Source organism: Bremerella alba (genome assembly GCF_013618625.1).
GTDB lineage: Bacteria > Planctomycetota > Planctomycetia > Pirellulales > Pirellulaceae > Bremerella > Bremerella alba.
Genome location: NZ_JABRWO010000001.1, coordinates 312,160 through 332,153, shown reverse-complemented (window position 1 = coordinate 332,153; position 19,994 = coordinate 312,160). Strand labels below are relative to the sequence as shown.

Annotated in this window: 15 protein-coding genes; 9 read left to right on the top strand and 6 right to left on the bottom strand. The window is 56.5% G+C overall.

Annotated elements, in window-relative coordinates; genetic code table 11:
- Positions 1-41 precede the first annotated feature (41 nt).
- A complete protein-coding gene (locus tag HOV93_RS01280; protein ID WP_207394631.1) occupies positions 42-959 on the bottom strand; it encodes a DUF1559 family PulG-like putative transporter in 918 nt (305 codons plus the stop codon).
- Between the two features lie 377 nt (positions 960-1,336).
- On the opposite strand from HOV93_RS01280, the gene HOV93_RS01275 reads away from it, so the two are divergent.
- The 3 genes from HOV93_RS01275 to HOV93_RS01265 all read left to right on the top strand — a co-directional run bounded on the left by HOV93_RS01275 (position 1,337) and on the right by HOV93_RS01265 (position 3,711).
- Positions 1,337-1,849, top strand: coding sequence for a sigma-70 family RNA polymerase sigma factor (locus HOV93_RS01275; protein WP_207394630.1), 513 nt, complete (start codon positions 1,337-1,339; stop codon positions 1,847-1,849).
- 46 nt (positions 1,850-1,895) lie between these two features.
- Positions 1,896-3,230: a FecR family protein gene (locus HOV93_RS01270; protein ID WP_207394629.1), complete on the top strand. Its 1,335-nt coding sequence runs from the start codon at positions 1,896-1,898 to the stop codon at positions 3,228-3,230.
- A gap of 250 nt (positions 3,231-3,480) precedes the next feature.
- On the top strand, positions 3,481-3,711 hold the full coding sequence (locus tag HOV93_RS01265; RefSeq protein WP_207394628.1) for a hypothetical protein: 231 nt from the start codon (positions 3,481-3,483) through the stop codon (positions 3,709-3,711).
- A gap of 47 nt (positions 3,712-3,758) precedes the next feature.
- Here the strand turns inward: HOV93_RS01265 and HOV93_RS01260 are convergent, their stop codons facing one another.
- Entirely contained in the window at positions 3,759-4,175 is a 417-nt protein-coding gene (locus HOV93_RS01260; protein ID WP_207394627.1) for a hypothetical protein, read from the bottom strand.
- 183 nt (positions 4,176-4,358) lie between these two features.
- Between HOV93_RS01260 and HOV93_RS01255 the strand changes: the two genes are divergently transcribed.
- Positions 4,359-6,500, top strand: a complete 2,142-nt coding sequence (locus tag HOV93_RS01255) for a glycosyl hydrolase family 65 protein (RefSeq protein WP_207394626.1) — start codon at positions 4,359-4,361, stop codon at positions 6,498-6,500.
- 285 nt (positions 6,501-6,785) lie between these two features.
- On the top strand, positions 6,786-7,421 hold the full coding sequence (locus tag HOV93_RS01250; RefSeq protein ID WP_207394625.1) for a hypothetical protein: 636 nt from the start codon (positions 6,786-6,788) through the stop codon (positions 7,419-7,421).
- Between the two features lie 260 nt (positions 7,422-7,681).
- Here the strand turns inward: HOV93_RS01250 and HOV93_RS01245 are convergent, their stop codons facing one another.
- Together HOV93_RS01245 and HOV93_RS01240 are read right to left on the bottom strand one after the other, a co-directional pair.
- Positions 7,682-8,221, bottom strand: coding sequence for a hypothetical protein (locus HOV93_RS01245; protein WP_207394624.1), 540 nt, complete (start codon positions 8,219-8,221; stop codon positions 7,682-7,684).
- The gene (locus tag HOV93_RS01240; protein ID WP_207394623.1) at positions 8,211-9,173 is read right to left on the bottom strand and encodes a DUF1559 domain-containing protein; all 963 of its coding nucleotides are present in this window, start codon (positions 9,171-9,173) and stop codon (positions 8,211-8,213) included. The genes HOV93_RS01245 and HOV93_RS01240 overlap by 11 nt, the downstream gene beginning before the upstream one ends.
- An 875-nt stretch (positions 9,174-10,048) precedes the next feature.
- Here HOV93_RS01240 and HOV93_RS01235 point away from each other — a divergent pair.
- Positions 10,049-12,043, top strand: a complete 1,995-nt coding sequence (locus HOV93_RS01235; protein WP_207394622.1) for a methyl-accepting chemotaxis protein — start codon at positions 10,049-10,051, stop codon at positions 12,041-12,043.
- Between the two features lie 136 nt (positions 12,044-12,179).
- Here the strand turns inward: HOV93_RS01235 and HOV93_RS01230 are convergent, their stop codons facing one another.
- On the bottom strand, positions 12,180-12,401 hold the full coding sequence (locus HOV93_RS01230; RefSeq protein ID WP_207394621.1) for a hypothetical protein: 222 nt from the start codon (positions 12,399-12,401) through the stop codon (positions 12,180-12,182).
- Positions 12,402-12,575: 174 nt separating this feature from the next.
- Here HOV93_RS01230 and ppc point away from each other — a divergent pair, with 174 nt between their 5' ends.
- Complete coding sequence (gene ppc, locus HOV93_RS01225) at positions 12,576-15,296, top strand: phosphoenolpyruvate carboxylase (RefSeq protein ID WP_207394620.1); 2,721 nt, start codon at positions 12,576-12,578, stop codon at positions 15,294-15,296.
- A gap of 188 nt (positions 15,297-15,484) precedes the next feature.
- Positions 15,485-16,567, top strand: a complete 1,083-nt coding sequence (locus HOV93_RS01220; RefSeq protein ID WP_207394619.1) for an alpha/beta fold hydrolase — start codon at positions 15,485-15,487, stop codon at positions 16,565-16,567.
- Positions 16,568-16,576: 9 nt separating this feature from the next.
- Here the strand turns inward: HOV93_RS01220 and HOV93_RS01215 are convergent, their stop codons facing one another.
- The gene (locus tag HOV93_RS01215) at positions 16,577-18,304 is read right to left on the bottom strand and encodes a sulfatase-like hydrolase/transferase (RefSeq protein WP_207394618.1); all 1,728 of its coding nucleotides are present in this window, start codon (positions 18,302-18,304) and stop codon (positions 16,577-16,579) included.
- A gap of 226 nt (positions 18,305-18,530) precedes the next feature.
- Between HOV93_RS01215 and HOV93_RS01210 the strand changes: the two genes are divergently transcribed.
- The gene (locus tag HOV93_RS01210) at positions 18,531-19,988 is read left to right on the top strand and encodes an arylsulfatase (protein ID WP_207394617.1); all 1,458 of its coding nucleotides are present in this window, start codon (positions 18,531-18,533) and stop codon (positions 19,986-19,988) included.
- Positions 19,989-19,994: the final 6 nt, after the last annotated feature.

Below are 19,994 nucleotides of genomic sequence, written 5' to 3'. Positions count from 1 at the left end.
GGACCGCTTCGCTGGGAAGCGGTCTGCCTGCTTGGGAAATATTAGTATTCGCCGATTACTTCACCACCATCGATCGTTCCCAGGGCAGCCTGGGTACGCAGGTCGATGGTTTCCGGCAAGAAGACAACGCTGGCGTCGCCGCGAAGGAACTGAGCACCACCGGGGTGATTGCTGCTCGGGTTGTAGTTGCTGTTGCCGTTGATGTTGTAGTCGGTATCGTTGGACGATCGCTCCATTCGCAGGCGGACCTGGAACTGGGCGATACTGCCGGAAATCGAACCACCCGAGTCGTTTTGGTAACCGATCCACAGCGAGCCGGTAGGACCAGAGCCTTTTCGTTCAGCCCGTTCCGCGACGATGATCGTGTTACTCAGACCATCGGTCATGTCGCTGAACTCGGTCGACGAGTTGTCGAAGAAGGTCGCTTCTCGGTCGCTACCCCCACTGCCGTTGGTCGCGGTGGCGTTGGTCGCGTTGTAGTAAGCCGAAAAGATACCGATGTAGTTCGACTTGCCGAACTGATTGGTCGAATTACCGAGCCGCTTGTTGACCCCGTCGCCGGTATCCGAGGGGCAGATGTAGCCATCGATCACGGTCTTCGCGAGCGGTGTGGTACCGGTGCTGACCATGTCGGTTACGTCTTCCCACGGTTCGTCGAAGCCACCCACGGCGCCAATCTGGTCGAAGAGTGCCGACTGTTCAATCTGCGGTAGAATCTGTGTCAGCCAACAAACCTGGTTGCTGGTCACAATACCCGGTGGCAGCGTGCCGAAGGTATCGTGGTAATTGTGCAGGGCAATGCCGACTTGACGCAGTTGGTTACTGCAAGCCATTCGGCGAGCTGCTTCGCGGGCTTGCTGCACCGCTGGCAGAAGAAGGGCAATCAAAACGCCGATAATGGCGATCACAACTAACAGTTCGACGAGGGTGAAGCCGCGTGGCCTCCGAAGAATTTTCATGGATGAGGCACCTCTAACTTGATCGAATAGAAACGAGACATTGAGATAAGAGCGAATCGGTCCACTTCCGGCATCTCTCCCACGCGGAATAACCGATCCACTTATCAATCACGGAGTACGCGGCGATTCCTGACATCGATTAATCGAAAAAAGAAGAAAAAGCTTTGCGAACATAAAAGTACTTTGATTATTGGCAGTTTTCTGTCAGGTTTTGACGGCTTCGGCGTTTGTAAATGAGAACGTCAGGCGATCTCCCCGTTGCAGAGGGGCTCCCGATTTACTACCAATGAGTCAATGCCGCTGGCTCTGTGTGGGGGCTGTTTGTCGAGAGACGATGGCCGTGAATCGTACCGAAAGGCGCTAGTAGGCAGTCAGCAATGCAAGAAAGTGATGTAGTGCGAGTCTTGCTCGAGGCACGCATTCGATTGACCGTTCCGATTTGGTCGATCGTGCGCGAGTCTCAGGCCGTCGAAGACATTTTTCAAGAGGTTGTCCTTCGCGCACTTCGGCAGCGGGATCAAATTAACGACGACGGGCACCTGTTGGCATGGTCTCGCACCACCGCCAAAAACTTGGCCGTCGATTGGTTGCGGCAGCGGGGCAAGTCACACGTGATGGATGGTGGCGCGATGGACCGTATTTGGGCGATCTCCGACGATCAAGCCAAGGGGCTCTCGGACCGGAAGGACGCGCTGCGGTTGTGTTTGAAGAAGATGCCCCAAGGTAATCGCGAGATGATTCAGTTGCGGTATGGGGAAGGGCTCAGTTGCATCGAAGTTGCCAAGCAGATCGGAGCTTCACTCGACGCCGTTTACAAACGTCTGTCGCGTGCTCATCGAGATCTCCGGCGATGTGTCGAAGGAACGCTCTCCGGGGAGGCATCGCAGTGATAGGTGAGGCAGTGACAGGTGAACGGGTACGCCGGGGGATCACGGCATGAACGATAGCACGCCAGTACAAGATGACCAATCGATGTCCGACGACGACTTGATCGAACTGATCATTCGCTATAACGACGACGACCTCGACGAGTACGAGATGGCGGCCCTCTCGGCTGCCATGGAAGGAGACGACCGCGCGCTCGAGATCTTTCACAGCATCGCGCTGCAGTCCCTGACCATTGCAGAGGTCACCCCTACGCGGCAGAGGCCTGCTTCGTTTCCTCGGCAAACCGTCTTCTGGTGGTCGGCAGCCATGGCCCTGGCCGCCAGTTTGGCGTTTGCCGTCTTTCTCGATTTGCGCGCCGGTCAGCTTCCCACCGTTGCCAAATTGGTGCAAGCGACCGGAAAAGTGACCGTGACGATGCCAGATGGGGAAGCTCGCGACTTGGCCGTCGGAGATGACATTCCCGTGGGAATGCAAATTACCACCCATGCGATCGGCAGCTCGGCAACCATTGAGTTTCCGGATGAGACACGCGTCAGTCTGCACGGTGCCACCGAGGCCGCTTTTCGAGATGAAGATCAGAAACAAGTCGATTTGTTGGTTGGCAACATCGTGGCCGACGTTCAGCCGCAGCATCCCGGCCAGCCTCTGCAGGTCGTTACCGAGCAGGCCGTGACCGACGTCCTGGGGACCGTGCTTTCGGTGCAGGCCTCGCATCTGCGAACCGATGTGGATGTCGTCGAAGGGAAGGTTCGCGTTTATCGCACCGGCGATCAAAGTTCTGTGGATGTCGCGGCAGGCGAGAAGGTCACCGTGGCCCGCGATCTTCCGCTCAAGAGCCAGCTGCGCATGCCCACATCAGATCGCTGGCAAATCGATTTCGAGAAGGAACTTCCCAGCGATTGGCGAAAAGGAATCTGGGCTCAAGACCAACTTCCCCCGGGGTCAGTCGGCGCGGTGATGGCCGAGACGCGGCCGGGTTTCTTTGATCCCAGTAGTACCTGGTATCAAATCGAAACGTACAACCGGTGGAGCGAAGGTCTGTTCACCGTGGTGGAAGATGCCCGCATGAAAGTCACCTTCCGGGTGAATCGAGACGAAAAAGTGCAGGTCCTGCTGCTTGCCCGGGGAGCCGACTTCCATGGCTCGGACAGCGTCTACGCGTACGAGATCGGCGACGTTGATCCTAGTGAATCGTCCCAATGGCATACGCTCGAGATCCCTCTCACCCAATTCAAAAAAGAGGTCGCGGAACCGAAGGTGGCCTCGGAAGATGCGCCGACCAGTTCGCCCCGACTGGGCCAGGTTATCTACAAAGTGGTCCTCTCGACGCAAGATCGCGACATCGATCTGGTCGTCGACCAATTAGAATTCGCCCCTCACTAGGTCGTAAATGTGGGGTGCGAGCACGGCCAACGTATCGCCCCGCCTGGCGACTATCTCTCTCGGGCATGGTCCCGATTTGATGTACCAGGCCTGCGAAACCCCCTTTTCTAGTGAACTTCTAGGAATTCACGCAACTTGCGTCGTTGTCGCTCGATGATCTGATTGTCTGGAAGGAAACCAACGTGTTGGCAGGGAGGGCCTGGTTTTAAGCGTGCTTCTAATAAGGCACACCTCTGTAAGGTCCCGAGCGATGATGACGTTCGACTTTTTACGATGGGAAGAAGCGGTAAGAACCGCATTGGGTAGAGGAGGGCACCTGGTGGCCTTCCTGGTCGCATTGGCTTTGATCGCAACCTACATGGGTGGCGGTCAGCTTTTAGAAAACCCAGCCAAGCTGGTGATCGGTGGTTTCTTCGTCGGTTTTGTGACCGATATGGCCATCAGCATCTGCTGGAACCAGATGGTCGGCTCGAAGGTCTAAGCTCCTACCCACCGTTTCTTCCCGCCACTTTGCTTGCCTACGGTTATTCAGCGTTCCCACGGCATGCGTCGATCCCACACAAAAAACGCCTCGGCTCGATCGTCCCGATAATAGTTCTGATCGCCAATGGTGACTTCCGTAATCACCCCTGATTTGCCCGTGTGAGCATACGTCAACGTGACGCACACTTCCGACTTGCTCCACTTGGTCGGCATGGCCTGGTAGTAAACGTGTGACCCGGTTGTTGGCTTCCCTTCAAATCGAAGTCGCGATGTGCAACCAGGGAAAGCTAGAGACTGGCCAGCGACAAACGTCCAGACGTCGGTCAACGCGATTTTCTCAGGATAGCCAGCCTGCAGTTTGGGAAGAGCAGGCCGGTCATCAACCGGTGGAAAGTCTGCCAGGGCGAACGGTCCAGCGTAAAGCGACAGCGCGGCAACACAAAGAATAACCACAGACTTCATGGCAGCCTCCTAGGTCGTTAAGATGAGTCACTCTCTAGCATCTCACCCGATGGCGATCGACGCAAACAAATTGTCCGCTTCTGCTGGTCGGTCGCATGGGCAAAATTTGGTTTAGTTTGCCGGGCGGTTCAGGTAAACTCAGGCCTGCCCACCCTACAATCCTACCTCGACGGATGCCCCCTCATGCCGTTCCGAACCCTGTTTGCGTTTGTGTTTCTCTTAACGCTGGCGACACTCGCGTCTGCTCAGACGCCCCTGCCAAAGTTCCAGGTGCCGGGACAGCAGGAAATGACCTCGCGTCTCGAGACGATGTTCCAGCGGCATCACAGCCCTAAGACCCAGTGCACTTTATGGGATGCTTGGATCCCCATGTCGACGCTCTGGCCGGCCGTGGGCGAAGACCCTTCCGCCGACGCGATGCGGGGCTTCTATCGCAACGTCTTTCTGAACCGACAAATCGATCCCAGCGGCTACGTGGTGATGGATCAGCATCGCGGCCACGCCCATCCCGGCGGCTGGCCCTTTCCCTTGTGGGAGCAAGCAGGCGGCGCCGGCTGGCACTTCACGGTGCAAGGAGATCCCTACCGCAAAATGATGAACATGCAGCCCGCCAACGTGAAGGCACTTCACATCCAAGGGGCCAAAGACATTCAGCAGGACAAAAGTTTCGGTCTGCGTCTGACAACCGAAGGATCGCGAACCTCGCTGACGTTACCGGTGCGCACGTTCGATAGTTTCGTCGCCCCGTTTGTGGTGATCGAATGGTCGAGCGATTTACTGCCCAAAGGCGCCCCGGCAACGCTGGCCTGGCGGCGAGCAGGGGATGAAGGTTTCGACCCGGCTCGCTCGATCGAAGTGATCAAAGACAGCGGCGTCGGCGGGCAGTACGGTGCCGGGCTGAAGCTAAGCGTCGTTCCGGTGCACGAGCATGCGTTGTGGAGCGACAAGATCGAGCAGCTCCGTTTGACGTGGAGCAACGACAAATCTCAGGCCATCACGATTCGCAACATTCACACGGCAACCGACTCGCGTCATCCGATTACCAATGCCCTGTTCGTGCGAGGAAGTACGGACTACTTTCTGTGGACCCGCGACATTGCGTTTCTCAAGCAAAACATCAAGCGTATGCGAACCGCGATACAGTACAGCCTGACGGAGTTCAGCGTACGTGAGGAAGGCGCGATGCTGGTCCAGTGGCCAGGGCACGACGGACGCACCGGCTTCATGCACGATGACCAGGGCAACAAGCATCTGCTGCATGGGCACGGGGTCGGGAACAACTATTGGGATCTTCTACCTTTTGGTCACTATGACTGCTACGCGTCGATTATGGAGTACGACGCATTGCTGGCGATGGCCACCCTTGAAAAGGCAATCGCCACGCATGCGAAGTGGGACATCGCCCCGCCGACGCTTAGTCACGAGACGCTCACTTCGATTGCCAACGATCTGAAGCAACGCGCTGGTCAGCGTTTTTGGGATGCCGAGAAGCAGCGGTTTGTGGCGTGTGTCGATGCCGACGGCAAGTCGCACGATTACGGCTTCACCTTTCTAAACCTGGAAGCGATCCACTATGGGTTTGCTACCCCCATTCAGGCCATGCAGATCATGGATTGGATTGACGGTCAGCGTGAAGTCGTTGGCGACACATCCACGGGCGCCGACATCTATCACTGGCGGTTCGCTCCCCGGGCAACCACGCGTCGCAACATTGAGTGGTATGCCTGGGTATGGCATAACCCCGGCAGCATTGCTTGGGGAGGCCAGGTGCAAGATGGAGGCGCCGTGCTGGGCTTCTCGTATCACGATTTGATGGCTCGCATTCGGTTCAAAGGCCCCGACAACGCAGCCCAGCGGTTGAAAGCGATCACCGACTGGTTTGCCGAAGTGGAAGCAGCCGGCGGGTATCGGAAGTATTACGCCGAGCCGGGACGAGGATCGCTGCAAGGGGGCGGCACCCCAGGCGGCTTGGGGGTCGATCACGAGTTCATGGAATCGGTCCTCGTTCCCCAGACCATGCTCTACGGCTTTCTCGGATTCAAGCCGACGGCCGACGGCTTTCAGCTCGAGCCGAACCTACCACGCGACTGGCCAAGCCTAGAGATCACACGAATTGCCTGGGCTGATCATGTGTTCGATGTGAAAGCCAGTGGCGAGACGCTGCAGCTGACGTTTCGCAAGCTTGGCAAAGTTCCGCTGAAAGTGCAACTGCCGTCCTGGCTGTGGCAGGTCGAACAAGGCCAGGCAAGCATTTCCCAGGGAGTCCTCTCCGTGGATCGGTCGCAACCACCGCAAGCGATTCTCCTTCGCCGACTCCTAGAATAGTAGGGTGGCAAGCAGCGCCGCTAGTCGCACCAAGACTAAGCAATGCGACGGGCAAAAAAAATCGCAAGATTTACTATACAAAGGACCCACCTGGCGACTACATTGATCTCATCAGCCCTCGGATCACTCTCGATCTAGGGTGCCACGAGCAGTCTTCGTGGACATGCCAAGAGGCGGCCTCTCTTATGCCGCCCCTTCACGGCTAAGAAATAATTCAACTCTAGCGCGAGTATCCACTTCCCCCTGGCCAGCGGCCAGATCCACACCACCGTCAGGAGTCATCCTATGTCATCAATCAACCGCCAAGCGGAACCCGGCAGAGCGTTCTCAAGCGAGAATGTTCCGCCGGTAGAAGTGCGCGCTGGCAAGCACCTGTTGTGCTCGGCCTGCGGGGTGACGGTGGAAGTGCCGGCGAGTGTCGTGGGGAGACTAGTGGCTACGGTCGAGCATTCCTCGCAGGATGCACCGATCACGAAGTCGCTTGCCCAGGAACCCTCTACCCCGCAAGAGCCTGTCAGTACAGAACCTTCCCGAGAAGTGGCGCAGAAGCCTCAGCTTTCGCGGACAAAACGCCGGAAGCCGTTGCCTGGAAACCGGTCTACCGGCAGGATCATCGACGGTCTTCGAGTGCCCTCCGCTGGTGAATTGGAACGCGCGTTCGCGTGGGTTTCGTTTCACCTCAAGGTGCTCGACCGGCAAGGGAGCGAATTGCACCGGCTGCAAAAGCTGCTCAAGCAACGCTCGACGCAGCAGGGTCCGTGCTCCGCTTCGCGTATCCACGGGAATAATGCGCCGGCGTTGCCACCGATTGGTCAGACGCCACGTGAAGTGCCAACGCATGCCCAGGCAGTCGGGGGTATGGCACCCACTAAATCTTCGACACATCGCACGCATCCAGCCCAAGGCCGTGGACCTCCCTGACGTTGCGGCAAATCTCGTTGGCGTCGGGTGAAAGTCGTGCCGTAAAGCGTAACGCAGGCACCCAATGCAATCTTTATGGAGTAGCCAAGCGTCCATTCCATGCTTGGTGCGATGCGCTGTCGCTGCTCGGTACCCTGTTTCAAGTCGCGGGCAACATTTTTAAGGTGTATCGTCGATGCTTGCGCATGCGCGCATAAAAAAAGGTGGCCGACCCTGCCAAAGTCAGCCACCTTTTCCGTTGAGACATGTCGGTCAAGACATTACATCTTGGTCGACATGCCCTCGGGGATCTTTCCGTCTTTCGTTAATTTGAATTCGAATGTCCTATGATCCGGAGCCACCATAATGCGTAGCAGAGACTGATTGTTGTAAGCGGGCGGAATGATGGAGACGCTGTCTTCGGTCAGGCCGCGTTCCACTTCTTCTCGCGTGGGATTCTTCTTCTTGACCATCTTGTGGGCATGAATCTGAACCGCCATTTCGCCGGGAGACGATTTAGCTGTGTAGTAACCGTTCTCGATCAAACCGCCCCCCATGCCACCTTCTTTAAGCGGCATGAGCGAGATCGAACCATCCTCAACCGGTTCGCCATCCAGGGTGACACTGCCCGAGATCGTGATCATGCCGTCGCTGGCACCACAACCCACGAGAAAGGAAAACGACAGCAGCAGGACGACGATACTGCTCAGGGAGGTAAGCTGTTTTTTACTCATTGCATGATGCTCCATCTGGTAGATCAGAGAACGCATGCTTTCGTAGCGAACGTTCTCGTTGTCTAGCCAGATTTGGTTACTGACCAATGACCTCGCCACCTTGGGTTGACGTCCGAGCACGCCATGCCCAGATATCGATTGTCTCTGGCACGAAGCTAACCGAGCCATCGAAGTTACAAGCGTTCACGCCGCCTGGGTGCATGCTGAACGCGGCAAACGTCGCGCCCCACCACCTGTCGGAGCCGCCATGGCAAGGGATTTTTTGCAGGTAGTCGTCCGGATTCCAACAGCGACGACCGCCGTCGATCGAGGCCTTGGTGTTGGGGGTCAGGTAGCCTGTGAAACCAGCGCCCGAAGCATAGATACCGGCGGCGTACATGCCTTGCCAGCCTTGATCGTTTTGATTCATGGGGACTTCCGAGACCATGACGGAATTGCTGGTTCCGTCGGTGATCGAAGCCATGCTGCGGATGTTCTCGCCCATTTTGAAAGCCGACCCGCCGTTGTCGTAGGTGTAAGTACCGTCCCAGTTGTTGGCGTCGTGCTGATCGTAGTTCGTGTTCCCCACGCAAACGGCATAGCTGTAACGTTGGTGCGACCAGTGGTTGTTGCCGCTATTCGATTCACCCAGGGTCACCGTTTCCGAAGGGCACGAGTAAACGTCGATCGGCGTGGTGCGGTACAGACGGTTGTTGCCGTCGTTGGCCCGCACGCTGAAGTCGAGCGTATCGTACATGGCCGATTGTTCGATGAAAGGAAGCAGACGCCCAAACACCGAGATCGTATCGCCGTTCCAATCGCTGAAACCGAGATACGGAAAGTTGCGGTAGGTGTCGTGATAGTTGTGCATCGCTAACCCAATGTTCTTCAGGTTATTAACACACTGGGCACGTCGCGCGGCTTCACGAGCTTGCTGCACGGCAGGCAGAAGCAACGCCACCAACACGCCAATGATCGCGATCACAACGAGCAGTTCGACGAGCGTGAACCCGCGTTTGGCTCGAGCAGAGTTTTCAGAGCATAACGAAAGCGACTTCATGAATCGTGACCTTTCACCGCCCAATGGCAGAATAAGGAGATGAGGAAGATGAGTTTAAGGCTGCGGAGAAAATCAAATGAGATAAGTCCACGAGTAAGTCTCATCAGGTAAAGACTATTTTCAATGTTTTTCAACGAAAGTGAATGAGAAACGACGTTTATCTTTTGAGAAGTTTTACGCCTGTTCGCCATCACTTGGATTGAGGTTTAGTCGTGCACTGCCACCTAAGTCGGGTTTAGTGGTCGTGGTATTCCCGCAGCCACTTAGGTGATCCACAAATTGCCACCCTGATACTGATAGTTGTTTCGGGTGTGCAGGCAGTAAAAAAACACGGTGCATCTTGAGAATTAAGGTCATTAAACCCGTCATGATGGCTGGTTAGGGCTTAGCTCTTCCAAGGAGATTTCACCATAGTTAGAGAATGTAATTGAGTTTTTTCCCTTTCCGGTGAGAGATCTCGGGCAAAGAGTGGCCCGATCGGTTCTCTCCGGGGCAAGTCATCGGGCCGCCAAGTAAGACCCGGAAAATAGCTTAAACACGCTGGTGTTTCGACCCAGAGAGGTCGAAGGGGCATGCCGTTCGACCGTGAGACGACAGTCGCAGGAAAACTTCGAGACAATCTTTGAGTCCCCAATATTTCTCCATGCGAGTGGCCTTAACTGTGTCGTAAGTGATTATTTCAAAAGGACATACGGTCAGTCAGCGAATTTTTCCTTGAGAGGGGTCCCTGCTCATTAGGGGAACGAAGAATTTGACTTTGTTTCGGCAGAACGTAGATAGCTGGGACGCAAAAACGAAATTCTGCGACAGTCAACCGCAGTCGAACCAACGTCTGAAGCTTTAACAATACGCCATTTCAATGGCAGGAGATCAAGATGCCGACCAGTGCAACCCTCGATGCCGCTCAATCGACGACCAAACCTTCCACGCGCAAAGCTAAGACGACGACCGCACAATCAGGATTAGTGGAAGCTCAGCTGCGAGAAGAAATTGCGATGCTGAAGGCCGAGAACGCAGCGATAAGCAAGTCGCAGGCCGTCATCGAGTTTGAGCCGGACGGAACGATCCTAACCGCCAACGACAATTTCCTGGGTGCAGTTGGTTACACGCTGGATGAACTTCAGGGCCAACACCACCGGTTGTTTGTCGATCAGGCCTATTCCCACAGCGCCGAGTATCGCGACTTTTGGTCAAAACTGGGCCAAGGGCACTTCGACGCTGGTCAGTACAAACGCTTCGGCAAAGGTGGCCAAGAGATCTGGATCCAGGCTTCCTACAACCCAATTCTCGACGAAAACGGCAAGACCATCAAAGTGGTAAAGTACGCCGTCGACATTACCGCTCAAAAGATGCAGGACGCCGACTTTCAGGGTCAGCTCAATGCCGTCAGCAAAGTTCAAGCCGTCATCGAATTCGACTTGGACGGCACCATTCTCACGGCCAACGACAACTTCTTGAGCACACTTGGTTACTCGCTGGGCGAGATCCAGGGCCAGCACCACCAGATGTTTGTCGAACCAGAATATGCTCGCAGTACTGAATACAAACAGTTCTGGGATAAGCTCCGCCGTGGCGAATTTGAATCGGCCGAATACAAACGCATCGGTAAAGGAGGGAAGGAGATCTGGATTCAGGCTTCCTACAACCCAATCTTCGATGCCAGCGGCAAGCCTTACAAAGTTGTCAAGTATGCCACCGATGTGACTCAGCAGAAGTTGGCCACGGCTAATTTCTCAGGTCAGATGGATGCGATCAGCAAATCGCAGGCAGTGATCGAATTCAACATGGACGGCACGATTCGCACGGCCAACGATAACTTCCTGAACGCGATCGGCTACACACTGAGCGAACTTGAAGGTCGCCATCATCAGATGTTTGTCGACAAGCAGTTGGCCGCCAGCAACGAGTACAAGCAGTTCTGGGAAAAGCTGAACCAGGGTCAGTTCGACGCCGGTCAGTACAAACGCATTGCCAAGGGTGACAAGGAGATCTGGATTCAGGCTTCCTACAACCCGATTCTCGATCTCAACGGCAAGCCGTTCAAGGTCGTCAAATATGCCACGGATATTACCCAGCAAGTCCGTCTACGCTTGGCCATGGCCGAATTGATTGCCAACGTCAACGAAAGTGCCAACCAGTTTAGCGAGAGTGCCGCCACCGTCAGCGAAGCTTCGCAGTCGGTTGCCGAAGGTGCTCAGACGCAAAGCGCCGCAGTCGAGCAGATCAGTGCTTCGGCACAAGAGCTGACTCGCAGCATTCAAGGTGTTCGCGATCGTGCTAACGAGACAGACAAGCTGGCCAACGAGACCAACTTGATCGCCGTCGATGGGGGCCAGGCCGTCACCAAGAGTGGCGAAGCGATGGACCTGATCAAAGCCTCCTCAGAGCAGATCAGCGAGATCATTCAGGTTATTAGCGAAATCGCCAGCCAAACGAATCTTCTGGCACTCAATGCGGCCATCGAAGCGGCTCGTGCCGGGGAACATGGTCTGGGGTTTGCCGTGGTGGCGGACGAAGTTCGCAAGTTGGCCGAACGTGCCAGCAACGCCGCCAAGGACGTTTCAGCATTGATCAAAGAATCGACTGCTCGCGTGGCCAACGGTGTGGAACTGAGTGGCCAGGCCGGCAGTGCGTTGGAAAAGATCGTTGCCGCGGTGGAAGCCACCTCAGGCAAGATCGCCGAGATTGCTTCGGCTACCGACGAACAAATGAGCATGTCGCAAGAGGTTTACGGCACCGTTCAGCAAGTCGCCTCGGTGACCGAACAGTCGACCGCTTCCAGCGAAGAGATGGCAGCCAGTGCCGAAGAACTCGGTGCTCAAGCCAAGTCGCTGCGAGATCTGGTTGAAGGTTTCGACATGGGCGTCTAAGACGCTCGTTGTAAAACATAGCAGAGGCTGAATTCACCGAGACATTCAGCATTGAGCGGTAGGGACTCGTTGTGAAAACGACAGTCCCTACCGCTGATTCTTGAGCTTGTACTTAGGTGTCATCGCCTGCGGATACTTACCGCTGAGGCACCGCCGCAGGGGGCTTTTCGCTCGACCCTTCGGCCCGGGCCGGTTTGCCGGACATAAACCGATTGCAGCCGCCATTGCCGGTGATTCGGAGGTGAAACGGCTGTAGGTCTTGCTCGATGCAGTACCCGCACGTTGGGTCTTCGATGACCGCATCAGGCTCGATCTGCCACCACTTACAATCTTTGCATAAGCCCCATTGCTCGGACATTTCTCGTCTCCTGGATTGGACGTAGTTGGTTCACGCGGGATAAGACAGATTGCACATGGCGTGCCAGATTTGATGATCGTCCTGACGAGGCTCCCCCTACGAATTTCGGCCGATTCGCGGTAACCTATTAACGAGGCGAAGTTTAGACATCCAAGAAGCGAGTCAAATACTGACATGTACCACGAAGAGCATGTGCCGGGGTTAAATTTGTTGGTTGAGTTGCTCGACCAGGTTGTCCGCGAACAGGTGGGCGATTCACTAGCCGAGACCATGAATCGCATCCGCCGGATGTCCCTCGAGCGGCGGTCCGGTTTGCCGGATGCCGAGGAACGCTTGTTGGCGGAAATTGCCCGGATCCCGAAACAAGAGCTACGCAGCGTGATTCGCTGGCTGAGTCTCTATTTCGATCTGGCAAATCTGGCCGAAGATTACCACCGCGTGCGGATTCTCGATCAGCGAGCCGAGGAGGCCGAAGCAGAAGGCCTGCCGCGTAGCGAATCGATCGCCGATGCGATTCGTCAGCTTTGCGAAAGTGGCTGCACGGCCGCCGAGATGCAAGACTGGTTAGACCGCTTGGCGATCACCCCGGTCTTTACCGCGCACCCCAGCGAAGCCAAACGTCGTACAACGCGTGAGCTGTTGCGTCGCCTCCGCGATCACTTGCCGTACTTGGAAGTTCATCCGCACGAAGAGGACTTTGAAGCGGTCCTGAGCGACTTGACCCTGCTGTGGCAAACCGACTCGCTACGTCCACAGCGGCCTGGCGTGATGGGCGAGGTCGAGCGGGGCCTGTTCTTCGCCGAAGCACTATGGGATGTCGCTCCGCAAATCTATCGTGAAATGCGGATGGCCTTGGCACGTTATTATCCGCACCATCAGTTTGAAGCGAAGCCGTTTTTAACCTTCGGCAGTTGGATTGGTGGCGACCGTGACGGGCACCCTTTTGTCACCGCCAAGGTTACCGAGACAACATTGGGCTTGTTACGAAAGACGGCCCTGGAACGGCATCTGTCGTACTGTCGCGAGTTGAAAAAGACGCTGGTCACCTCTGATCGTCAGGCCGCCGTCAGCGATGAAATCCGCCAGCGATTGGCCACGGCGACCCAGCAATGGGAACCAATGTCTGCCCGCCTGGAAGAGGTTTCGCCTAGTGAGGTCTATCGCCGCTACCTGAAGATGATCGAGTTCCGGCTCGAAGTCTCGCTCGGTCTGGCATTTGTCGAAGGAGACGAACACGTCGCCTATCAACAACCGGAAGAGCTAATGGACGAGGTCGAGCTGCTGCGTCAGAGCATGCTCGAGCATCAAGGCCGCCGCGTCGTCGAGAGATATTTAGACCCCTGGAAAGATCGCCTGCATACCTTTGGCTTCCACTTCTTCTCGCTCGATATCCGGCAAGACTCCGACGTCCACCGCGCCGCGCTGCGTGAGATTTTGTTTGCGGATCTGCCCGAGGATCAAGTGATCGAAGAAGCCGATTGGCTCAAGCGACTTTGCGATCTCGACCAACAGCCGCAGGTCGACACGACCAAGCTCAACGAAATGACTCAGGAAGTGTTGGCGACTTTCGGCGTGCTGGCCGACACGATGGCGACCGGCGGGCCGAAGCCGTTTGGCGGTTATGTGATCAGCATGACGCATCAGCCGGCCGATGTGATTGCCGTGTTGTGGCTGTGGAACTATGTCTGGAATCAAAAGTATCCCGGCAAGCCACGACCTTACCTGCCGATCTCGCCGCTGTTTGAAACGATCGACGACTTAGAGCGGGCCCCGGCCATATTCGAGGCGATGCTCAAGCAGCCGGTCTATCGCAACTACCTGGGACAGCAAGCACGGCTAGAACAGATGATCATGGTCGGCTACTCCGACAGTACCAAGGATGGTGGTTACCTGACCGCTTCCTGGAACTTGCACCAGGCTCAGGAACGCCTGGCCGAGGTGGCCGCCAAGCACCATGTCGAGATGACCATCTTCCACGGTCGCGGCGGTAGCCTGGGGCGTGGTGGCGGTCCGGCGGCACGCGGTATCCAGTCGTTGCCGCCACAGGCCGTCGATGGCAAGCTGCGATTGACCGAGCAGGGAGAAGTGCTGGCCGAGCGGTACGACAACGCGGTCATCGCCCATCGGCATATCGAGCAGCTAACCAGTGCCACCTTGTTGGTCAGCGCGTCGACCGCTTCGGCTGAGATGGCCAACTGGAAGGAAATGACCGATTCGATGAGCCAGGCAGCGCTGGCCAAATACCGCGAATTGGTTTCGCACGAAGACTTCCTGCGTTACTTCGATCAGGCAACGCCCATTAGCGAAATCGAAGGCCTGCCGATCGGCTCGCGTCCTGCCCGACGACGTGCTCGTAAATCGTTGAAAGATTTGCGAGCGATTCCGTGGACCTTTGCCTGGACGCAGTCACGCCAGCTTTTGCCGGCGTGGTATGGCATGGGGACGGGCATTCGCACGCTCGTCGATACCCAGAACGGGAACTGGGAACTGCTGCAAGAGATGTATCAGGAATGGCCCGTCTTTCAGGCCACGATCGACAACGCCGAGTTGGCCCTCGCCAAGGCCGACATGGACATTGCTCGCGATTATGCCGAACTCGCTGGCACGGCCCAGGAAAGCATCTGGCGGATGATCGACGAAGAGTATCGTCTGTCGTGCGGAGCCATTTGTCTCATTCGCCAACAGCACGAATTGCTGGAGAAGATTGGTTGGCTCAATCGCAGCATTCGCAGCCGTAACCCATATGTCGATCCGCTGAACTTGATTCAGATCCAACTGATCAAGCAAAGCCGCGAGAACGGCGAGGACCCCAACGGGGAAGGCACCGAAGGCCTGGCCCAGATCATTCGTCTTACCATCCAAGGGATCGCCGCGGGCTTACGCTCGACGGGTTAGACAGTCCAATCTTGATAAGGGTGCGACGCCGCGTGAGGGGCATCGCACCCTGCTGAGTGCCGGGTTTCCTGCGGTTGGGTGGCCACGTGAATTTGGGGGCACAGGAAAGAAATGCTTGGCATTTCGTGACGAGTCGGTAGACTAACAGTCCTGCCATATCCCTTATCCAAATCCCACCGACAATTACCATGAAATGCTTCCGCCGCTCACTGCTGTGGGGATGGTTCGTCCTTGCCATTGGTTGTGCGCCCACTGCAGATCTGTCGATCCCTCGCTTCCAGCCGCGATCGGTTGTCTGGCTGAATAATTGGGAGCTGCCTGAACCGACAGAATCTCGCAGCGAAGCCGAACAGTACATGCAAAAGGCAGACGCCCTGAAGGCCCTGGGCATGTACGACGCGGCAGAAGAGATGTACGTCCGCTCGGCCAACACCGACATCGACTTTGCCTTTCCGATGTATCAACTCGCATGCAATTACGAGTTGTCCGGCAAGCACGACGAAGCCTTCGAGGCCTTTCAACAGGCCATGCAACGCGGCTTCGATGACTTTCCCACCGCACTGCATGACGACGAACTCGGCAAGATCCGTCGTCGTTCCGACTTCAATGATTCGTTAGCAACCATTCGCACACGGTACATCATCGCCGCCGCAGATCACGTCGGTCAGCCGATTGCCGTTCGACCAGAAACCGACAAGCCTCCGCAAGGCTGGCCCGTCATCTTGATGCTGCACGGCTACGGAGATAGTCACCTGCACTATCTCGACGAAGCCCGGCTTTGGGCCGAGCAGGGGTTCGTGGCCGTGGTTGTCCCTGGTAGCGTTCCCACGCACGGCAACTTCTATCAGTGGTCCGACGAATCGATCGAACCGACGCACGAAGACCTGCAAGCGATCATGACCTCGCAGCTCTTCGACGGCGTGATCGACTTAGATCGCGTGTACTTATTGGGCTTCTCGCAAGGGGCACTGCACGCGATGCTGGCCACCGAAGAGCATCCCGACCTTTACGCCGGATGCGTATCGCTTTCACCGGGAGGAAGCCTGGTGGGGCAATTAACGCGACCGTCGCTCGATCCAGAAAAGGGAACGGCGCGGTTTGTCTTGATTCACGGCGACGAGGAACCGCATGCACCGCTGGTTCAAATTTGGGCTCGCGAGTGCGACAAGGCGAAGTGGATGTTCGAAGGCCAGACGCACCCCGGTGGGCATCATTTTCCCGACGATTGGGAACAACGCGTGCCGGCGATTGCGACGTTTTTGTTGAAGTAGCCGCGTAAGTTATCTCTCAGGAATGATTGCCTGGGCCGAGCGGTCGTCGACCTTGAAATAGCCCAGCGGCCGGTCACCCATCGACGATACCTGCCACACGGCCCCAGGGCGTGTTTTTTGGCTCACCGTCTTGGTCGGCGCGATCGATCGATAGAACTGCGCTTGGCCATGTTGGTCGATCCAAAACAGTTTGACCGGTGCTTCCGACTGATTGGTGAAGAAGACAGGAAACAGCGAACCATCGGGGCGCGATGGTGGGGCCGGGTCTTTTTTTAGCCGCATCCACTTCAGTTTGACAAGCGACTCAACACTGGGTGCAGGCTTGTCGGCGAACTTGGTCGGGGCTTTGGCCCGGAGTTCAGCGAGTTGGTCGGCATACTTCGGATCGGCAGCCAGGTTGGTCCATTCGTACCGGTCGGCGGCCGTGTCGTAAAGTTCTTCGTCGCCGTTGGCGTAACGAATGTATCGCCAGCCGTTGTCGCTCAAGCCGAAATTGCCAGGCCGGTGCAGATGCGTCACCGAGACGTGCGGCCACTCGCTGCTGACATCTTCAAGCAAAGGGGTCAGGCTCGGCCCGTCGTGATCTTCGTTCGCTGGCAGTCCGCACAAGGCAAATAACGTCGGAGCGAGACTCACCAGGTTTACCGGTTGATCGCAGATCGCTGGGGTGGTTCCTTCCGGCAGGCCGGGGCTGTTTTTAGGAACGCGGATGATCAGTGGCACGCGCGTGCATAATCGCCAAGCAGTGTACTTCTGCCAGTGCTCTTTCTCGCCCAGATGCCAGCCATGGTCAGACCATAGAACGACAATCGTGTTGTCGGCGTATTCGCTGTTGTCCAGCGCCTCGAGCACGCGGCCGAGCATGGCGTCGGCGAAGTGGATCGAAGCGAGGTACGATTGGATCGCGTGCTTCCACTCGCCATGTTTTTGAATGTGTTCGAAGTACCGCGACTGTCTTGATTGTTTGGCCGCTGGCGGCAGGTCGTCAATGTCGTTCTCTTGGTAGCCCGGCGGAAGCTGGATCGAATCGAGCGGGAACGGCTCGAAGTACTTCGCCGGCACGAACCATGGTTCGTGAGGACGATAGATGCCGCAGGCCAAAAAGAATGGTTGCTCGTGCTTCTTGGCAAGCTGCTGCGAGATCCACTGGCTGACCTTATAGTCGCCGCCGAACTCTTGGTCACTTGCATCGAGCGCACCCCAGTCGGTTTCCACGTACTGCCAAGGGCCACCGCGCGGCAGGCTGAGGGGGCGCTGCTCGGGGTAAAGCGTTTCCGGGATCGGCATCTCCGACGAAGGCTTAGGGTAGTAGTCGTCCCACGACTGGGCGTCGATGATGTAGTGCAGCATTTTGCCAGAGCCGCTGGCATGATAGCCGTTGCGGGAGAATGTCTTGGGAAGCAGCTCGGCATCGGGCAGCACTTCTCGCAGGGCCTGATCGTTGGCATAGACGCCTGAAACATTCGGCGCCCTGCCAGAGAAAATCGAGATCCGCGATGGATTGCACGCCGGAGCCGCACAATGGGCATTGGTGAACAAGACGCCTGACTTGGCCAACCGATCGAGATTGGGCGTGATCGTTTGCGGATGCCCGCCCAGGCACCCGATCCAGTCGTTCAGGTCATCCATAGCGATGAACAGAACATTGGGCTTGGCAACGTTTTCCGCAACCGCCAGGCGGCTCGTTACGGTAAGAACGAGAGTGGCGACGATCGTTTTAAGTAGGAGATATTTCATAGTCTCGATTGTTCTCGTTTTTCGCCCATAGATCAACGAATAATTCGTCGCCGTTGATGCGGAAAAAATACAAAACCGCTTGAGTTCACCCCGAGAGCCATGGTGATAAGATCTCTTGAAAGTCGATTAACTCAACTCTTTTCGTTGACGATTCGGCCATGGGTGGGCATACTTAGATTTCCCCGGATATCAAACCTATTTCAAGTCACTTGCCTGGTGCCTGCCGATGAATCGTTTTCTGATCGCTTCCGTTTCGACGGTGGTTTTGCTTGTTACGGCTATCTCCTCAAGCTTCGCTGCCGAGCGGGCTCCGAACATCGTCTTCATCCTCGCCGACGATCTTGGCTACTGCGAACTAGGCAGCTACGGGCAACAGAAGATTAAAACGCCCAACTTAGATCAGCTGGCCAAAGAGGGCATGCGGTTTACCGACTTCTATTGTGGCAACGCCGTGTGTGCTCCTTCGCGCTGTGTGCTGCTGACCGGTAAGCATGGCGGGCACGCCTACATCCGCGACAACGGCGACCCCGGCCAGATGCTGCCAGAAACGAAAGCATTGGGTGCCGAGTTCCCCGGGCAGAATCCTATTCCGGATGAAGAAGTCACCATCGCGGAAGTGCTCAAGCAAAAGGGCTATGCCACCGCCGCGATCGGCAAGTGGGGGCTGGGTCACTTTGGCACCACCGGCGATCCCAACAAGCAAGGCTTCGACCTCTTCTATGGATTCAACTGCCAACGCCACGCCCACAATCACTACCCGAAATACTTGTGGCGCAATCGCGAGAAACAAGCACAGCCTGGCAACGACCGCACGCTGCATGGCGATACCTATTCGCAAAGCCAGTTCCGTGACGTGGCGATTGAGTTCATTGAAGCGAACTCGGATAAGCCGTTCTTCCTTTATCTTCCCTTTGCCGTTCCGCATCTCTCGATTCAGGTCCCCAACGAAGACCTGGAACAGTACGCCGACATGCAGGAAGACGACTACAAGCATCGCGGCTACTTGCAGCATCCAAAGCCACACGCTGGCTACGCGGCCATGATCACCCACATGGATCACGACATCGGGGCCATTCTCGAGACGATCGAAAAGAAGGGGCTGGCCGATAACACGGTGGTCCTGTTCAGCTCGGACAATGGACCGACGTACGACCGACTTGGTGGCAGCGACTCGGACTTCTTTGCTTCGGCCGACGGCTTTAAAGGGTTGAAGGGAAGCTTGTACGAAGGGGGCATTCGTGTGCCGCTGATCGTAAGGTGGCCTGGGCATGTGAAGCCTGACTCGGTTTCGCATCACCTGGCAGCGTTCTACGACTTGATGCCCACCTTCGCCGATATCGCCGGCGTCAAGACGCCGGAAGGAATCGACGGAACCAGCTTCCTGCCGACGCTGTTGGGTAAGCAGCAGAAAGAGCCTGACTATCTTTATTGGGAGTTCCGAGCCTACAGTGGGCAACAGGCCGTGCGTATGGGAGACTGGAAAGCGATTCGCCAAAACATGATGCGGCCCAAGGTTGCCGGTGCTGGCAAGCTTGAACTGTACAACCTGAAGGACGACCCGAGCGAATCGAAAGATGTCGCGGCCGAGCATCCGGCCATCGTGGCCCAAGCGGAAGCGGCCATGCAAGAAGCCCATACACCGTCCGAGTTGTTCCGCATTCCGATGTTGGACGGTAAGAAGTAATAACGG

What these genes read in the sequence shown, in the direction of transcription:
- HOV93_RS01265 (WP_207394628.1), top strand. Translation starts at nt 3,481, where the DNA reads ATGATGACGTTCGACTTTTTACGATGGGAAGAAGCGGTAAGAACCGCA.
- HOV93_RS01255 (WP_207394626.1), top strand. Translation starts at nt 4,359, where the DNA reads ATGCCGTTCCGAACCCTGTTTGCGTTTGTGTTTCTCTTAACGCTGGCG.
- HOV93_RS01250 (WP_207394625.1), top strand. Translation starts at nt 6,786, where the DNA reads ATGTCATCAATCAACCGCCAAGCGGAACCCGGCAGAGCGTTCTCAAGC.
- HOV93_RS01240 (WP_207394623.1), bottom strand. Translation starts at nt 9,173, where the DNA reads ATGAAGTCGCTTTCGTTATGCTCTGAAAACTCTGCTCGAGCCAAACGC.
- HOV93_RS01275 (WP_207394630.1), top strand. Translation starts at nt 1,337, where the DNA reads ATGCAAGAAAGTGATGTAGTGCGAGTCTTGCTCGAGGCACGCATTCGA.
- HOV93_RS01210 (WP_207394617.1), top strand. Translation starts at nt 18,531, where the DNA reads ATGAATCGTTTTCTGATCGCTTCCGTTTCGACGGTGGTTTTGCTTGTT.
- HOV93_RS01260 (WP_207394627.1), bottom strand. Translation starts at nt 4,175, where the DNA reads ATGAAGTCTGTGGTTATTCTTTGTGTTGCCGCGCTGTCGCTTTACGCT.
- HOV93_RS01230 (WP_207394621.1), bottom strand. Translation starts at nt 12,401, where the DNA reads ATGTCCGAGCAATGGGGCTTATGCAAAGATTGTAAGTGGTGGCAGATC.
- HOV93_RS01270 (WP_207394629.1), top strand. Translation starts at nt 1,896, where the DNA reads ATGAACGATAGCACGCCAGTACAAGATGACCAATCGATGTCCGACGAC.
- HOV93_RS01280 (WP_207394631.1), bottom strand. Translation starts at nt 959, where the DNA reads ATGAAAATTCTTCGGAGGCCACGCGGCTTCACCCTCGTCGAACTGTTA.
- HOV93_RS01215 (WP_207394618.1), bottom strand. Translation starts at nt 18,304, where the DNA reads ATGAAATATCTCCTACTTAAAACGATCGTCGCCACTCTCGTTCTTACC.
- HOV93_RS01235 (WP_207394622.1), top strand. Translation starts at nt 10,049, where the DNA reads ATGCCGACCAGTGCAACCCTCGATGCCGCTCAATCGACGACCAAACCT.
- HOV93_RS01220 (WP_207394619.1), top strand. Translation starts at nt 15,485, where the DNA reads ATGAAATGCTTCCGCCGCTCACTGCTGTGGGGATGGTTCGTCCTTGCC.
- ppc (WP_207394620.1), top strand. Translation starts at nt 12,576, where the DNA reads ATGTACCACGAAGAGCATGTGCCGGGGTTAAATTTGTTGGTTGAGTTG.